This window comes from Streptococcus sp. ST14 (genome assembly GCF_046098195.1).
Taxonomy (GTDB): domain Bacteria; phylum Bacillota; class Bacilli; order Lactobacillales; family Streptococcaceae; genus Streptococcus.
This window is the reverse complement of record NZ_JBJUSF010000002.1, coordinates 91324-104442: the sequence shown is the minus strand read 5'-3', so window position 1 is coordinate 104442 and position 13119 is coordinate 91324. Positions and strand designations below refer to the sequence as shown.

The window sequence follows — 13119 nt, the reverse complement described above, 5'->3', positions numbered from 1 at the left end:
ATGGCGACAGAAAAGCTATCACCGGGCATGCAACAGTACGTGGATATTAAAAAGCAATATCCAGATGCTTTTTTGCTCTTTCGGATGGGTGATTTTTATGAATTATTTTATGAGGATGCGGTCAATGCTGCGCAGATTCTGGAAATTTCCTTAACGAGTCGCAACAAGAATGCGGACAATCCGATTCCTATGGCGGGTGTCCCCTATCATTCTGCCCAACAGTATATCGATGTCTTGATTGAGCAGGGCTATAAGGTAGCTATCGCAGAGCAGATGGAAGATCCTAAACAAGCAGTTGGGGTTGTGAAACGAGAGGTTGTTCAGGTCATTACGCCAGGGACAGTTGTCGATAGCAGTAAGCCGGATAGTCAGAATAATTTTTTGGTTGCCATAGACCGCGAAGGCAATCAATTTGGCTTAGCTTATATGGACCTGGTGACGGGTGACTTTTATGTGACAGGTCTTTTGGATTTCACGCTGGTTTGTGGGGAAATCCGCAATCTCAAGGCGCGAGAAGTGGTGTTGGGCTATGTCTCGTCTGAGGAAGAGGAACAAATCCTCAGTCGTCAGATGAATCTGGTACTTTCCTATGAAAAAGAAGGCTTTGAAGACCTTCATTTACTGGATTCACGATTGGCACCTGTGGAGCAAGCGGCATCTAGTAAGTTGCTCCAGTATGTTCATCGGACTCAGATGAGGGAATTGAACCACCTCAAACCTGTTATCCGCTATGAAATCAAGGATTTCTTGCAGATGGATTATGCGACCAAGGCTAGTCTCGATTTGGTTGAGAATGCTCGTTCAGGCAAGAAGCAAGGTAGTCTTTTCTGGCTTTTGGATGAAACTAAAACAGCTATGGGTATGCGGCTCTTGCGGTCTTGGATTCATCGCCCCCTGATTGATAAGGAACGAATCGTCCAACGTCAAGAAGTGGTGCAGGTCTTTCTCGACCACTTCTTTGAGCGTAGTGATTTGACAGATAGTCTCAAGGGTGTTTATGACATCGAACGCTTGGCTAGTCGGGTTTCTTTTGGCAAGACCAATCCCAAGGATCTCTTGCAACTGGCGACTACCTTATCTAGTGTGCCACGGATTCGAGCGATTTTAGAGGGAATGGAGCAGCCTGCTTTAGCTTATCTCATCGCACAGTTGGATGCCATTCCAGAGTTAGAGAGTTTGATTAGCGTAGCGATTGCTCCTGAAGCTCCTCATGTGATTACGGAAGGCGGCATTATTCGGACGGGATTTGATGAGACCTTGGATAAATACCGTCGTGTCCTCAGAGAAGGGACTAGCTGGATTGCTGAGATTGAGGCTAAGGAGCGGGAAAACTCTGGCATCAGCACGCTTAAGATTGACTACAATAAAAAGGACGGCTACTATTTCCATGTGACTAATTCGCAACTGGGAAATGTGCCAGCCCACTTTTTCCGCAAGGCAACGCTGAAAAACTCGGAACGCTTTGGGACTGAGGAATTGGCCCGTATCGAGGGAGATATGCTGGAGGCGCGTGAGAAGTCAGCCAACCTAGAGTATGAAATCTTTATGCGCATCCGTGAGGAAGTCAGCAAGTACATCCAGCGTTTGCAGGCTCTAGCCCAAGGAATTGCAACGGTTGATGTCTTGCAAAGTCTCGCAGTTGTGGCTGAAACACAGCATTTGATCCGACCTGAGTTTGGGGATGATTCACAAATCGATATCCAAAAGGGACGCCATGCTGTCGTCGAAAAGGTCATGGGAGCTCAGACCTACATTCCAAACAGTATCCAGATGGCAGAAGATACCAGTATTCAGCTAATTACAGGGCCCAACATGAGTGGGAAGTCAACCTACATGCGCCAGCTAGCTATGACGGCGGTTATGGCCCAGCTAGGCTCGTATGTGCCGGCAGAAAGTGCGCATTTGCCTATCTTCGATGCTATCTTTACCCGTATCGGAGCAGCAGATGACTTGGTTTCAGGTCAATCAACCTTTATGGTGGAGATGATGGAGGCCAACAATGCCATTTCGCATGCGACCAAGGACTCCTTGATTCTCTTCGATGAATTGGGACGGGGAACGGCAACTTATGACGGGATGGCTCTGGCCCAGTCCATCATCGAATACATTCATGAACATATCGGAGCCAAGACCCTCTTTGCGACCCACTACCATGAGTTGACCAGTCTGGAGTCCAGTTTGGAACACTTGGTTAATGTCCATGTGGCAACCTTGGAGCAGAATGGGCAGGTCACCTTCCTTCACAAGATCGAACCAGGACCAGCTGACAAATCCTACGGTATCCACGTTGCTAAGATTGCTGGTTTACCAGAAGAACTTTTAGCAAGGGCGGATAAGATATTGACTCAACTGGAGAATCAAGGGACGGAAAGTCCTGCTCCAATGAGACAAACAAGTGCTGTTACTGAACAGATGTCACTCTTTGACGCGCCTGCAGAGCATCCTATCCTAGCAGAATTAGCTAAACTGGATGTGTACAATATGACACCTATGCAGGCTATGAATGTCTTGGTTGAGCTCAAACAAAAATTATAAAAAGGACCCCACTCATGTGTTTGTGAGTGGGATTTTTCTCTATTACTTTTTATGAGCCAAGAGTTGATTGATGTGGTCTACTTTTTTAGCTTCTCTTTTATAGAGAATAACCCAGATGATAAGGTAGACGATTGCAAACTCTGGAATGAGTTGGAGATAGAAGGTCCAGTGGAAGGGGAACCAACCAGCCAGAGTTGCTAGTGGAACAAAGCCAGCCAGCATAAGGAAGAAATGGGAAAGTGTGGCACGGAGCAAGCTCCAATCACGGCTGAATAAACGACCACCAAAGCTAAAGAGAACACCGATAGCTGACCAGATGATCATACAGTAGAGCAAGACCAAGGCACCGTGAACCTGATGTTGAGCCATCGCTTGGCCGATAAGAGACTCGGGGCTTAGTGGGGTATAGGTATTTGGTGCATAAATGAGTGAAAAGAGGATAGAGAGGATGAGGCCGATAAGTACACCAGCGGCTGCATCGTGAAAGATTTGTTTTTTCATAGTTCTAATTTCTCCTTGATGGTTTTTAGGTAACGGCGTGAAGAGTAGGTGAAGCTTTCGTTTTTTAAGAAAATTTCAACCAGACCATTGGGCGTGAGCTTGAGATGAGAGATAGCGTCAATATTAACGATTTCTGATTGGGAAATTTGGATAAAAGTGGTCGGCAGAATGTCAAGAACTTGATAGAGTCGTAAATCAATGCTGTAGGTCTGACTGGCAGTTTCTGCTAGAACCTTTCGATTCTCGATATAGAAGCGTTGTATCTTATAAATCTTAACTAGATAGACCTGATCATCAATCTTTCCTTTGATTGTTTCTTTTTGGTCAAGATTTTCTACGAACTCGATGACTTTCTGGACTTTTTCGGTCGGCTGAGGAGTTTGGACAATCAGCTTTTCCTCCTCGTAAGTCTCCTTAATCTGTAGTTCTACTTTCATAAATTTCCCTCCTTTTCAGTTATACAAGGTTGTGATCACTTCCTGTACACCTTTATTAATACTCTTCAAAAATCAAATTCAAACCACGTCAGCGTCGTCTTGCCGTACAAAAGTACTGTCTGCGCCTAGCTTTCTAGTTTGCTCTTTGATTTTTATTGAGTATACCACTATTTTACGACCCATGGCAAGAGCTTTTGTCTATGTGGAGAGGTTTGGAGTCTATGTGGTATTTGCTTTTTCTGATAGTATCTGAAATATGGTATAATAGCACTAATCAATTTCTAGGAAAATAGATACAGAAAGGGGCTGAAAGATGTCTCATATTATTGAATTGCCAGAGGTGCTGGCAAACCAGATCGCAGCAGGAGAGGTCATTGAACGTCCTGCTAGCGTGGTCAAAGAGTTGGTAGAAAATGCTATTGACGCGGGCTCTAGCCAGATTACCATTGAGATTGAGGAAGCTGGTCTTAAGAAGATTCAAATCACTGATAATGGTCATGGAATTGCCCACGATGAGGTGGAATTGGCCCTGCGTCGTCATGCGACCAGTAAGATAAAAAATCAAGCAGACCTCTTTCGGATTCGGACGCTTGGTTTTCGTGGTGAAGCCCTGCCCTCTATCGCTTCTGTCAGCGTCTTGACTCTGTTGACGGCGGTGGATGGTGCGAGTCATGGAACCAAGCTCGTTGCGCGTGGAGGTGAGGTTGAGAAAGTCATACCAGCGACTAGTCCTGTGGGGACCAAAGTTTGTGTGGAGGACCTCTTTTTCAACACACCAGCTCGTCTCAAGTATATGAAGAGCCAGCAAGCGGAGCTGTCTCATATCATTGATATTGTCAACCGTCTGGGCTTGGCCCATCCAGAGATTTCTTTTAGCTTGATTAGTGATGGCAAGGAAATGACGCGGACAGCAGGGACTGGTCAACTGCGTCAAGCCATCGCAGGGATTTATGGTTTGGCGAGTGCCAAGAAGATGATTGAAATTGAGAATTCTGACTTAGATTTCGAAATTTCAGGTTTTGTGTCTTTACCTGAATTAACCCGAGCAAATCGTAACTATATCAGCCTCTTCATCAATGGCCGTTATATCAAGAACTTCTTGCTCAACCGTGCTATTTTGGATGGTTACGGAAGCAAGCTTATGGTAGGGCGTTTTCCACTGGCTGTCATTCACATCCATATTGACCCCTATCTAGCTGATGTCAATGTGCATCCAACCAAACAAGAAGTGCGGATTTCTAAGGAAAGAGAACTGATGGCGCTGCTTTCAGAAGCTATTTCAAATAGTCTCAAGGAACAAGCCTTGATTCCTGATGCTTTAGAAAATCTTGCCAAGTCGACCGTGCGCAATCGTCAAAAGGTAGAGCAAACTATTCTCCCACTCAAAGAAAATACGCTTTACTATGAAAAAACGGAGGTAACTAGAGCCAGTCAAGCTGAGGTGGCTGATCATCAGGTTGAATTAACTGAGGAAGGGCAGGATTTAACCTTGTTTGCCAAGGAAACCTTGGAGCAACTGACCAAGCCAGCAAAACTGCATTTTGCAGAGAGAAAGCCTGTCAGCTATGACCAACTAGATCACCCAGAGTTAGATCTTGCCAGTCTCGATAAGGCCTATGACAAGCTGGAGCGAGAAGAAGCATCCAGCTTTCCAGAGTTGGAATTTTTCGGGCAAATGCACGGGACCTATCTCTTTGCCCAAGGTCGAGATGGACTCTATATCATTGACCAGCATGCGGCTCAGGAACGGGTTAAGTACGAGGAATACCGTGAAAGCATCGGCAATGTTGACCAGAGTCAGCAACAACTTCTAGTGCCCTATATCTTTGAATTCCCAGCAGATGATGCCCTTCGTCTCAGGGAAAGAATGCCTCTCTTAGAGGAAGTGGGTGTCTTTTTAGCAGAGTACGGAGCCAACCAGTTTATCCTACGTGAACATCCTATTTGGATGGCAGAGGAAGAAATCGAGTCTGGTATCTATGAAATGTGTGATATGCTGCTCTTGACCAAGAAAGTTTCGATCAAGAAATACCGAGCAGAGTTGGCTATCATGATGTCCTGCAAGCGGTCTATCAAGGCCAACCATCGTATCGATGACCACTCAGCCAGACAGCTCCTTTATCAGCTTTCTCAATGTGACAATCCCTATAACTGTCCACATGGCCGTCCTGTTTTGGTGCATTTTACCAAGTCGGATATGGAAAAGATGTTCCGACGCATTCAGGAGAATCATACCAGCCTCCGAGAGTTGGGGAAATACTAAACCTTATAGAAAATCAAACAGCCCTAGTTATAAAACTAGAGCTGTTTTGAATTTTTGAGTTGAACTTGTGTTCCAGCAAGCAAATCAGCTGGATGACGTTTGTCCTTGCGAAGGAGTCCCATCAGCAGAAAAATCAAGAAGAGAATCCCTGCTGAGGTTGACAAGAAAATTGACAGAGCATCTGCTTGATAAGCACTACGAATAGCTCCCATATGTCCCAACTGCCAAGGGAAAAACTTGATAGCAGAGCGCAAAAGGCTGTGGGAAAGGCTCCTATGCTTGTAAATCAGCTGTAAACCTGCCCAACGCTTGCCAAAACTTCCTTTTCTATAGTCGAGCCAAGCAAAGATGATAGTTAGGGGCAGAACCGAGCTAGAAAAAGCCAGAAGTTGGCTCTGGGCTTCAGTGAATACGGGAACGCCTCCTAGAACTAGATTGTAAAAGCCCATAGCTAGTAAAAATAAAGAAATGAGGTAGCCCGAGATAAAGAGCCAGTCTCCAATCAGCTCTTTCAGACGAGTTTTGATAGGTATGGGATTGTCAGTTTTTAGTTTCATCTTTAGCACCTTCTTTCTTAAAATCATCAAGGCATATAACCTTGTCCAGATACTTTTGCTTAATCTTTAGCGCCTTGTTAATAGCAATTGCAGAAGCGATTAAGAGAACGAAGGTTAGCCAGATCAAAGCGGTGAATTCGGCTGGAAAACTAGAACCGGCTAAAAAGAGATAGATAGCCAGAGCCAATACGAAAATATAAATCACTTGCCAAAGACCAAAGGATTTAACCTCTTTATAGTAGTTGTCCTTGTCTTCCTCCAAAATCACTGCCGTTGAAGATTTTTCAGAGTTTTCATCCAGTAAGAGATAGTCAGTTGTCACTTGAAAAATCTTGCTTAATTCAATAATTTTTTCGATTTCAGGAAGTACTTGTCCAGACTCCCATTTGGAGATGCTTTGCCGAGAAACATTGATTTGTTCTGCTAGTTTTTCTTGGGACCAACCTTTTTCCTTTCTGAGCTCAAATAGTTTTTCTGCGAGTTTCATTATTCTATCCTCCTTTTTCTACTTCTATCCTAACAATTTTTACTTATTATGAGAATACAATCTCCTGTACTATTTGTCAACCAGAGGTTGCACTTGTGTTTGCAGTTTTCAGCAAAAAAATATGATATACTAGGTAAGAAAAAGCGAAGAAATTATGAAAAAGGAATGAAAGATGAAAGAATTTTTTGCCCTCCCCAAGCAAATTCAAATGCGGGAATGGATGAGCTTTGTAGCACGGATTTTAGAGAGTGCCATTACTCCTTTTATGGCCATGTACTATGTTCAATATTTTGGAGCCTTTTGGGCGGGGTTATTGATGATCACAACCAAACTCATTGGTTTTTTAGCTGGGCTGTATGGTGGACATTTGGCGGATCTTTGGGGACGTAAGAAAGTCATTGACTGGGGAAACTTTGGTCTTGCGAGTGGCTACTTTCTTGTGCTGCTGGCAAATATGCCTAATCATATTTTTCCCTTTTTGACTTTTGTCGGAATGTTGCTGGCAGAGACCGCAGGAACTTTCTCTTGGCCGGCTATTGATGCGATGATTATTGATTTGACCGACGAGCAAAATCGCCGTTTCGTTTATACGATTAGTTATTGGTTTGTCAATGTATCCGTTATGTTAGGAGCAGGGCTTGCAGGTTTCTTTTACGACCACCATTTTTTTGAGTTGCTTCTGGTTTTGACGGTGATTAGCTTCTTGAATTTTTTCCTCGCTTGGAAATATTTTTCAGAAAGCAAGCCAGCTAATCTGGTCTTTGAGCATGGTAGCAGTCCTTTGGCAACTGTGAAAAATTATGTTTCTGTTTTTCAGGACAAAATTTTCCTACTTTATACGTTAGGGACTGTATTTAATGGAGTTATCTGGTTGCAAATTGACAATTATATACCCGTTCATTTGAAAGAGTCATTCATCGCGAGTAGTATTTTCGGTATTCATATTTCAGGAGCTAAGATGCTCAGTATCATGGTTTTTATCAATACCCTGATTATTGTTTGCTTCATAACGACTGCCAATCGTTTGACCAAGGAAATGAAGATCATACCGCAGTTTTTATTGGGAAGTATTATCTTTGACTTGGGTATGCTTTTCACCATTGTCTTCAGGAGTTTCTGGGCTCTGTTTTTGCTAGCCATTCTCTATACTATGGGGGAACTCATCTGCATGCCACCAAGCCAAGTTTTGCGGGCGGAAATGATGAATGAGAATAAGCTCGGAACCTACTCAGGTTTCCTTAATATGGCGCAGCCTTTAGCGTCTATTTTAGCGGGGGCGATGATTTCTATCAGCGCTGCAACAGGTGCTGTAGGTGTTTGGCTCGTTTTTATTGTGTGTGCAGTACTTGGGTTGCTTCTTATCATCAGAGCAGCGCATTTACAAGGAATTGCAAATCAATTATAGAAAGTGAAAATTATGTACGAATATTTAAAAGGAATCATTACTAAAATCACTGCCAAATACATCGTCCTAGAGGCAAATGGTATAGGTTATATTTTGCATGTAGCCAATCCCTATGCTTACTCAGGTCAGGTCAATCAAGAAACTCAAATTTATGTGCACCAAGTTGTCCGTGAGGACGCCCATCTGCTCTATGGTTTTCGATCAGAAGATGAGAAGAAACTCTTTCTTAGTCTGATTTCGGTATCAGGGATTGGTCCGGTATCAGCTCTTGCTATCATCGCAGCTGATGACAATGCTGGCTTGGTTCAGGCGATCGAGACTAAGAACATCACCTACTTGACCAAGTTCCCTAAAATTGGCAAGAAAACAGCCCAACAGATGGTGCTGGACTTGGAAGGCAAGGTAGTTGTGGCTAGTGATGACCTTCCTGCCAAGGTGGCAATGCAAACCAGCGTTGAAAACCAAGAACTGGAAGAAGCTATGGAAGCCATGTTGGCACTGGGCTACAAGGCAACCGAGCTTAAGAAAATCAAGAAATTCTTTGAAGGAACAACAGATACAGCTGAGAACTATATCAAGTCGGCCCTTAAGATGTTGGTGAAATAGGAGAAGTCTATGACAAAACGCTGTGGTTGGGTTAAAATGAACAACCCTTTATATGTAGCCTATCATGATGAAGAGTGGGGCCAGCCCCTTCATGATGACCGTGCTCTTTTTGAGTTGCTTTGTTTGGAAACTTACCAGTCGGGTTTATCTTGGGAAACGGTACTAAACAAACGCCAAGGATTCCGAGAAGTATTTCACAACTACCAAGTCCAATGTGTTGCAGATATGACAGATGGGGAGTTGGAAGCCTTGTTAGAAAATCCAGCCATCATTCGAAATCGCGCCAAGCTCTTTGCGACGCGTGCCAACGCCCAAGCATTTTTACAAGTCCAGAAAATCTACGGCTCTTTTGATGCTTATCTCTGGTCCTTTGTTGATGGACAAACCATCATCAATGATGTTCCTGACTATCACCTAGCACCTGCTAAAACAGCCTTGTCTGAAAAATTAGCCAAAGATCTTAAAAAACGAGGTTTCAAGTTCACAGGTCCAGTCGCAGTTTTGTCTTTTCTACAGGCGGCAGGCCTGGTTGATGACCACGAGAATGATTGCGAGTGGAAAAACGGAAATTAGTGAGTCCAAGCGTCTAACTATCTGAGAAAATAGAAAAAGCTGAGAAAATTATCTCAGCTTTTTGATTATATGCTAGTAACTTTTATAGTGCAGTAAGAAATGTCAGTCCACCTAAGACAACGCCAGCTGAGTTTGGAATAATTAGTATCCAATCCTTCTTAGGCTCTTTTGTCCATCCGTAAATAACCCAAATTAAACAAGATACTGCTGCGGATAAAGGCTGGAATGGTTGAGCTTTGTTGCCTTGTAAATTGGCAAAAATTTGTGGGATGTAGGCGATAAATACAACAATCCCGATAAAGGCTCCAATTGAACCGACAATTTGATTTATTTTTTGTTTAGTCATATACACCTCCTTTAAAAAGATATCATAGAAATAAGCAAAATGCAATAAATTTAGACACAAATTGTAACGAAAATCAATACCAAAGCACAAAAATGGAGAAATTGTTTATTTTTTGTTATAGTCAAAGCGAATGACTTGCTCTTTTGCATCCACATAAGCATAGACGCCAAAGGGTACAATGGCTCTTGGGGTTGCATGGCCAACGTTTAGATTATAGACAATCGGGATATTGCTGTCAATGATGTCCATTAGTGCTACCTTGTAGTCGTCATAGAAGGTTTCATCCATTGGCTTTCCGACCAAGAGTCCACTGATGACCTCGAATATTCCAGTTTCCTTTAAAGTCTGCACCATTTTTTTGAAGTTTTCCGGCTCAGGCTTTTCTTCGCTTGTTTCTAACAAGAGAATCTTTCCTTCCCAGTCGGATAAGTCAGGGAAGAGTTTGTACTTTTGGCAGAGCTCCGTGCTGTCTGCGTATCGAGAGTTGTCAAAGATATCATAGAGAGATTCAAGACAACCGCCGAGAATTTCTCCCTCAAACTGAGCACTTCCTTGCAACAAGTCAAAACCAGTATTTGCATGACTGACACGAGCTGTTCCCAGAGCCTTGGGACTAAAATCAGTTCGTTCCTCATACCAAAGGTCGCTAGGGCGGATTTCTGAGATTCTTCCTGTCTTGATCAATTCTTTAAAGTAGTGAAAGCTATAGGGCAACATCTCCTTGTCCAATTCACAAATGTCTGCTAGAAATGATTGGCCGTAAAAAGTCTTAATTCCTAGTTTGTGCAACATAAGGTGGTTCATGGTTGTATCCGAGAAGCCAAGAAAAATCTTTTGTTGGATAACCTTTTGGAGCTGGTCGTTTTCAAAAAGATAAGGTAGCAAGCGATAGGTATCATCCCCACCGATGGCGCAGAGGATCATGTCGATGCTATCATCCGAAAAGGCCTGCATCAAATCCTCTGCACGCGCCTCAGGATGGTCCTTGATAAAGTCTAAACCTTTTAGCGAATGGGGCAAAAAGATAGGATTGAGTCCCAAATCCTTGAGACGTTGGAGACCCAAGTCAACTTCGTGTTTGACAAAATCCTCTCCGATAACACCACTAGACAAACTAACAATACCAATAGTAGAAACCATATCTCATCCTCCTAGAAATAGATTGAGCCTATTCTATCACAAAAGATGAGAGAAAACTATAGGAATTAGAGTCAGAAGTACTATTGAATCTCAAGAAAGCAAGTGAAAAAGCAACCGCCTATGCAGTTGCTTTTCGTTTTTCTAATCTCACTAGATATGAGTTACTTGGTCAACTCTTGATTATAGGAGAGAGCTAAATCAATCCAGTAAGGAAGTTCTTTTTGACCTTCGATATCTAGGTCTATATAGCCATGATAAGGTCGCCCTCTCATCAATGTAGTATGAGCTCCTGTTCGGGGTAGAACTTGCTTTTCCATTTCTTTGCCAATTCTCACCATAACCAGCTCGTCTTTTCTGGAACTGACTGTAAGGACCATTTTCCCACGAATCATAAAGGCCAGGCCACCAAACAGTTTCTTTTCTTCTAACTCTTCTTCGAAAATTTGGGGAGGAAGTTTGAGTGCTAGAATTTTTCGAATCTGCTGAGCTAAAGATTGACTATATGCCATAGCTGTTCACTTTTCTTAATAACGTGATGGGCCCGCGCTTGCACTTCGGATATTGAAGCGTTTCTTGAGATAGAAGCGAAGGGCGAGAAGTGCTGCTCCTAGAATAGCCAAAGGCAATGGAGCAAGGACTGGATTGAGGTTTGCTGGTAGGAAGCTTGTTGCAAAGAAGACAACCAACCAAAGGACCATAGAGGCCAGGATGACGAGGATTGATTTCCAGAATGGAGGACGTTGGCTACGATCTGTGTCTGGTCCATAATACTGGTAGACAAAGTAGTACATCAAGTAGAAGGCAAGTCCCCCTACAAGTCCAACCAACAAGAGGGTAATCACCCCATAGCCAATAGCCTGATCTGTAGAGAAGAAGGTAGTCAGAGCGCTAACCAATGCAAAGAGACTGGTGATAAAAAGAGCGGAGTCCATAATCATGAGTTTTGGATCGTCATTTTCTTTTGGATGCTCTTTTTCGTATTGCTCCTTGACAGTGAAGCTATGAGCCCAGTGGGTTGGAGCCCCGTAGAGGGAACGAGCGGTCGTCCCTTTGGCCTGCTCTTCAAGGATTTTAGGAATGACTTCCTCAAAGACAGCCTTAATTTCAGCGTCTGTTTTACCATCTTTGATAAATTGTTGGGTAGCGATGTGGATAAACTCTTGGTTTTTCTTAGTTAATTTTTGTAAATCAATCTGAGACATAGGGATTCCTCTTAGAACCATTTTTTATGGATGAGATAGAGAGTGAGCGAAACACTCATTGCAAAGGCGATAAAGACGATTAACCAGAAGGCGTGTGGTTCACCGTTCAAAGGGATTTCATTATCCTTGAAGTTCATACCATAGGCTGAGAAGATCATGGTTGGGACAGACATGACAATGGTCACGAGAGCCAGAGTCTTCATGATGTTGTTTTGGTTATTGGAAATGATAGAGGCAAAGGTCTCTGTCATAGAGTGAAGGACATTTCCATAGATATCTGCCATCTCGATGGCCTGTTGGGTTTCAATCAGGGTGTCTTCGAGCAAGTCTTCGTCTTCTAGGTATTTCTTGATATTGCTAGTTGCGCTGGTCAATTTCTTAATCACGCGTTCGTTCGTTTTAAGTGAGGCCTTGAAATAGACGATGGTCTTTTCCAATTCCATGAGCTCGATCAGCTCTTCGTTTCGAGTAGACTTGTGAAGTTGACTTTCGATTTGTTCACTCTTACGGTCGATCGAACGAAGGGCAGTAAGGTAAAGTTCGGCGTTGCGGTAGAGAATCTGGAAGATAAAGCGTGAACGCATGAAGGTGTAAAAGTTACGCAGTCTACGGTTGATAAAGACATCGAGAACGGGGAGGGATTCCAAGCAGGTGGTGATAATGGTTTCCTCGGTGATGATAATCCCCAGCGGAATCGTAACGTAGTAGGTACGATTGTTTCTTTCCTCAGTGATGGGAACGTCTACGATGATCAAAGTATACTCATCTTCGATGGTAATACGGGACATTTCTTCCGCATCGAGCGGTGCTCGAAGGTCGGCAATATCAATGTCAAAGGCGTTGGCGATTTCCAACGATTCATTTTGTGTAGGATTGACGAGATTGATCCAAGTACCCGGTTCAAGCGTGTCGATCTCTTTAAATTCAGTTGTTGTTGAGAGAAAAACTTGTTTCATATCCCCTATCCTTTCCTACTATTCAGTGATTCATTTTTTGCACCGTACTATTATACTATAAAAACAGCTTTTTGGGTAATAGAATTTCACATTTTTTGGTATAATGGAAAG

At 43.2% G+C, this 13119-nt stretch carries 14 protein-coding genes; 5 read left to right on the top strand and 9 right to left on the bottom strand.

Annotation, left to right across the window (positions count from 1 at the left end):
* On the top strand, nucleotides 1–2535 hold the full coding sequence (mutS, locus tag ACIY19_RS01170) for a DNA mismatch repair protein MutS (RefSeq protein WP_409002479.1): 2535 nt from the start codon (nucleotides 1–3) through the stop codon (nucleotides 2533–2535).
* Nucleotides 2536–2577: 42 nt separating this feature from the next.
* Here the strand turns inward: mutS and ACIY19_RS01165 are convergent, their stop codons facing one another.
* Entirely contained in the window at nucleotides 2578–3036 is a 459-nt protein-coding gene (locus ACIY19_RS01165) for a DUF3021 domain-containing protein (protein ID WP_000743977.1), read from the bottom strand.
* Entirely contained in the window at nucleotides 3033–3473 is a 441-nt protein-coding gene (locus ACIY19_RS01160; RefSeq protein WP_000861947.1) for a LytTR family DNA-binding domain-containing protein, read from the bottom strand. Before ACIY19_RS01160 ends, ACIY19_RS01165 begins: the two co-directional genes overlap by 4 nt.
* Before the next feature lie 313 nt (nucleotides 3474–3786).
* Between ACIY19_RS01160 and mutL the strand changes: the two genes are divergently transcribed.
* Complete coding sequence (mutL, locus tag ACIY19_RS01155; RefSeq protein ID WP_268714705.1) at nucleotides 3787–5736, top strand: DNA mismatch repair endonuclease MutL; 1950 nt, start codon at nucleotides 3787–3789, stop codon at nucleotides 5734–5736.
* Nucleotides 5737–5771: 35 nt separating this feature from the next.
* Here the strand turns inward: mutL and ACIY19_RS01150 are convergent, their stop codons facing one another.
* Together ACIY19_RS01150 and ACIY19_RS01145 are read right to left on the bottom strand one after the other, a co-directional pair.
* Nucleotides 5772–6293, bottom strand: a complete 522-nt coding sequence (locus tag ACIY19_RS01150; RefSeq protein WP_000769794.1) for an RDD family protein — start codon at nucleotides 6291–6293, stop codon at nucleotides 5772–5774.
* Nucleotides 6277–6780 carry a helix-turn-helix domain-containing protein gene (locus ACIY19_RS01145; RefSeq protein ID WP_000761364.1) on the bottom strand — a complete coding sequence of 168 codons (504 nt, stop codon included), beginning with the start codon at nucleotides 6778–6780 and terminating at the stop codon, nucleotides 6277–6279. Before ACIY19_RS01145 ends, ACIY19_RS01150 begins: the two co-directional genes overlap by 17 nt.
* A gap of 172 nt (nucleotides 6781–6952) precedes the next feature.
* Between ACIY19_RS01145 and ACIY19_RS01140 the strand changes: the two genes are divergently transcribed.
* From ACIY19_RS01140 to ACIY19_RS01130, 3 genes are read left to right on the top strand one after another with little or no spacing between them, the layout of a single operon-like run.
* A complete protein-coding gene (locus ACIY19_RS01140) occupies nucleotides 6953–8185 on the top strand; it encodes an MFS transporter (RefSeq protein ID WP_000657469.1) in 1233 nt (410 codons plus the stop codon).
* Nucleotides 8186–8197: 12 nt separating this feature from the next.
* Nucleotides 8198–8791 (top strand): Holliday junction branch migration protein RuvA, encoded by a 594-nt coding sequence (gene ruvA / locus ACIY19_RS01135; protein WP_409002478.1) that lies wholly within the window; start codon nucleotides 8198–8200, stop codon nucleotides 8789–8791.
* A 9-nt stretch (nucleotides 8792–8800) separates the two neighbouring features.
* Entirely contained in the window at nucleotides 8801–9364 is a 564-nt protein-coding gene (locus ACIY19_RS01130) for a DNA-3-methyladenine glycosylase I (protein WP_268711613.1), read from the top strand.
* Between the two features lie 82 nt (nucleotides 9365–9446).
* Here the strand turns inward: ACIY19_RS01130 and ACIY19_RS01125 are convergent, their stop codons facing one another.
* From ACIY19_RS01125 to ACIY19_RS01105, 5 genes are all read right to left on the bottom strand, one after another.
* Complete coding sequence (locus ACIY19_RS01125) at nucleotides 9447–9710, bottom strand: SemiSWEET family transporter (RefSeq protein WP_000166113.1); 264 nt, start codon at nucleotides 9708–9710, stop codon at nucleotides 9447–9449.
* A gap of 105 nt (nucleotides 9711–9815) precedes the next feature.
* A complete protein-coding gene (locus ACIY19_RS01120) occupies nucleotides 9816–10850 on the bottom strand; it encodes a S66 peptidase family protein (protein WP_409002477.1) in 1035 nt (344 codons plus the stop codon).
* Between the two features lie 161 nt (nucleotides 10851–11011).
* A complete protein-coding gene (locus ACIY19_RS01115) occupies nucleotides 11012–11359 on the bottom strand; it encodes a TfoX/Sxy family protein (RefSeq protein WP_000331825.1) in 348 nt (115 codons plus the stop codon).
* Nucleotides 11360–11374: 15 nt separating this feature from the next.
* Nucleotides 11375–12052 carry a DUF1129 domain-containing protein gene (locus tag ACIY19_RS01110; RefSeq protein WP_000077999.1) on the bottom strand — a complete coding sequence of 226 codons (678 nt, stop codon included), beginning with the start codon at nucleotides 12050–12052 and terminating at the stop codon, nucleotides 11375–11377.
* 11 nt (nucleotides 12053–12063) lie between these two features.
* Nucleotides 12064–13008 carry a magnesium transporter CorA family protein gene (locus tag ACIY19_RS01105; RefSeq protein ID WP_000815620.1) on the bottom strand — a complete coding sequence of 315 codons (945 nt, stop codon included), beginning with the start codon at nucleotides 13006–13008 and terminating at the stop codon, nucleotides 12064–12066.
* Between the last annotated feature and the right edge of the window lie 111 nt (nucleotides 13009–13119).

What these genes read in the sequence shown, in the direction of transcription:
- ACIY19_RS01115 (WP_000331825.1), bottom strand. Translation starts at nt 11,359, where the DNA reads ATGGCATATAGTCAATCTTTAGCTCAGCAGATTCGAAAAATTCTAGCA.
- ACIY19_RS01150 (WP_000769794.1), bottom strand. Translation starts at nt 6,293, where the DNA reads ATGAAACTAAAAACTGACAATCCCATACCTATCAAAACTCGTCTGAAA.
- ACIY19_RS01110 (WP_000077999.1), bottom strand. Translation starts at nt 12,052, where the DNA reads ATGTCTCAGATTGATTTACAAAAATTAACTAAGAAAAACCAAGAGTTT.
- ruvA (WP_409002478.1), top strand. Translation starts at nt 8,198, where the DNA reads ATGTACGAATATTTAAAAGGAATCATTACTAAAATCACTGCCAAATAC.
- mutS (WP_409002479.1), top strand. Translation starts at nt 1, where the DNA reads ATGGCGACAGAAAAGCTATCACCGGGCATGCAACAGTACGTGGATATT.
- ACIY19_RS01105 (WP_000815620.1), bottom strand. Translation starts at nt 13,008, where the DNA reads ATGAAACAAGTTTTTCTCTCAACAACAACTGAATTTAAAGAGATCGAC.
- ACIY19_RS01145 (WP_000761364.1), bottom strand. Translation starts at nt 6,780, where the DNA reads ATGAAACTCGCAGAAAAACTATTTGAGCTCAGAAAGGAAAAAGGTTGG.
- mutL (WP_268714705.1), top strand. Translation starts at nt 3,787, where the DNA reads ATGTCTCATATTATTGAATTGCCAGAGGTGCTGGCAAACCAGATCGCA.
- ACIY19_RS01125 (WP_000166113.1), bottom strand. Translation starts at nt 9,710, where the DNA reads ATGACTAAACAAAAAATAAATCAAATTGTCGGTTCAATTGGAGCCTTT.
- ACIY19_RS01140 (WP_000657469.1), top strand. Translation starts at nt 6,953, where the DNA reads ATGAAAGAATTTTTTGCCCTCCCCAAGCAAATTCAAATGCGGGAATGG.
- ACIY19_RS01165 (WP_000743977.1), bottom strand. Translation starts at nt 3,036, where the DNA reads ATGAAAAAACAAATCTTTCACGATGCAGCCGCTGGTGTACTTATCGGC.
- ACIY19_RS01130 (WP_268711613.1), top strand. Translation starts at nt 8,801, where the DNA reads ATGACAAAACGCTGTGGTTGGGTTAAAATGAACAACCCTTTATATGTA.
- ACIY19_RS01120 (WP_409002477.1), bottom strand. Translation starts at nt 10,850, where the DNA reads ATGGTTTCTACTATTGGTATTGTTAGTTTGTCTAGTGGTGTTATCGGA.
- ACIY19_RS01160 (WP_000861947.1), bottom strand. Translation starts at nt 3,473, where the DNA reads ATGAAAGTAGAACTACAGATTAAGGAGACTTACGAGGAGGAAAAGCTG.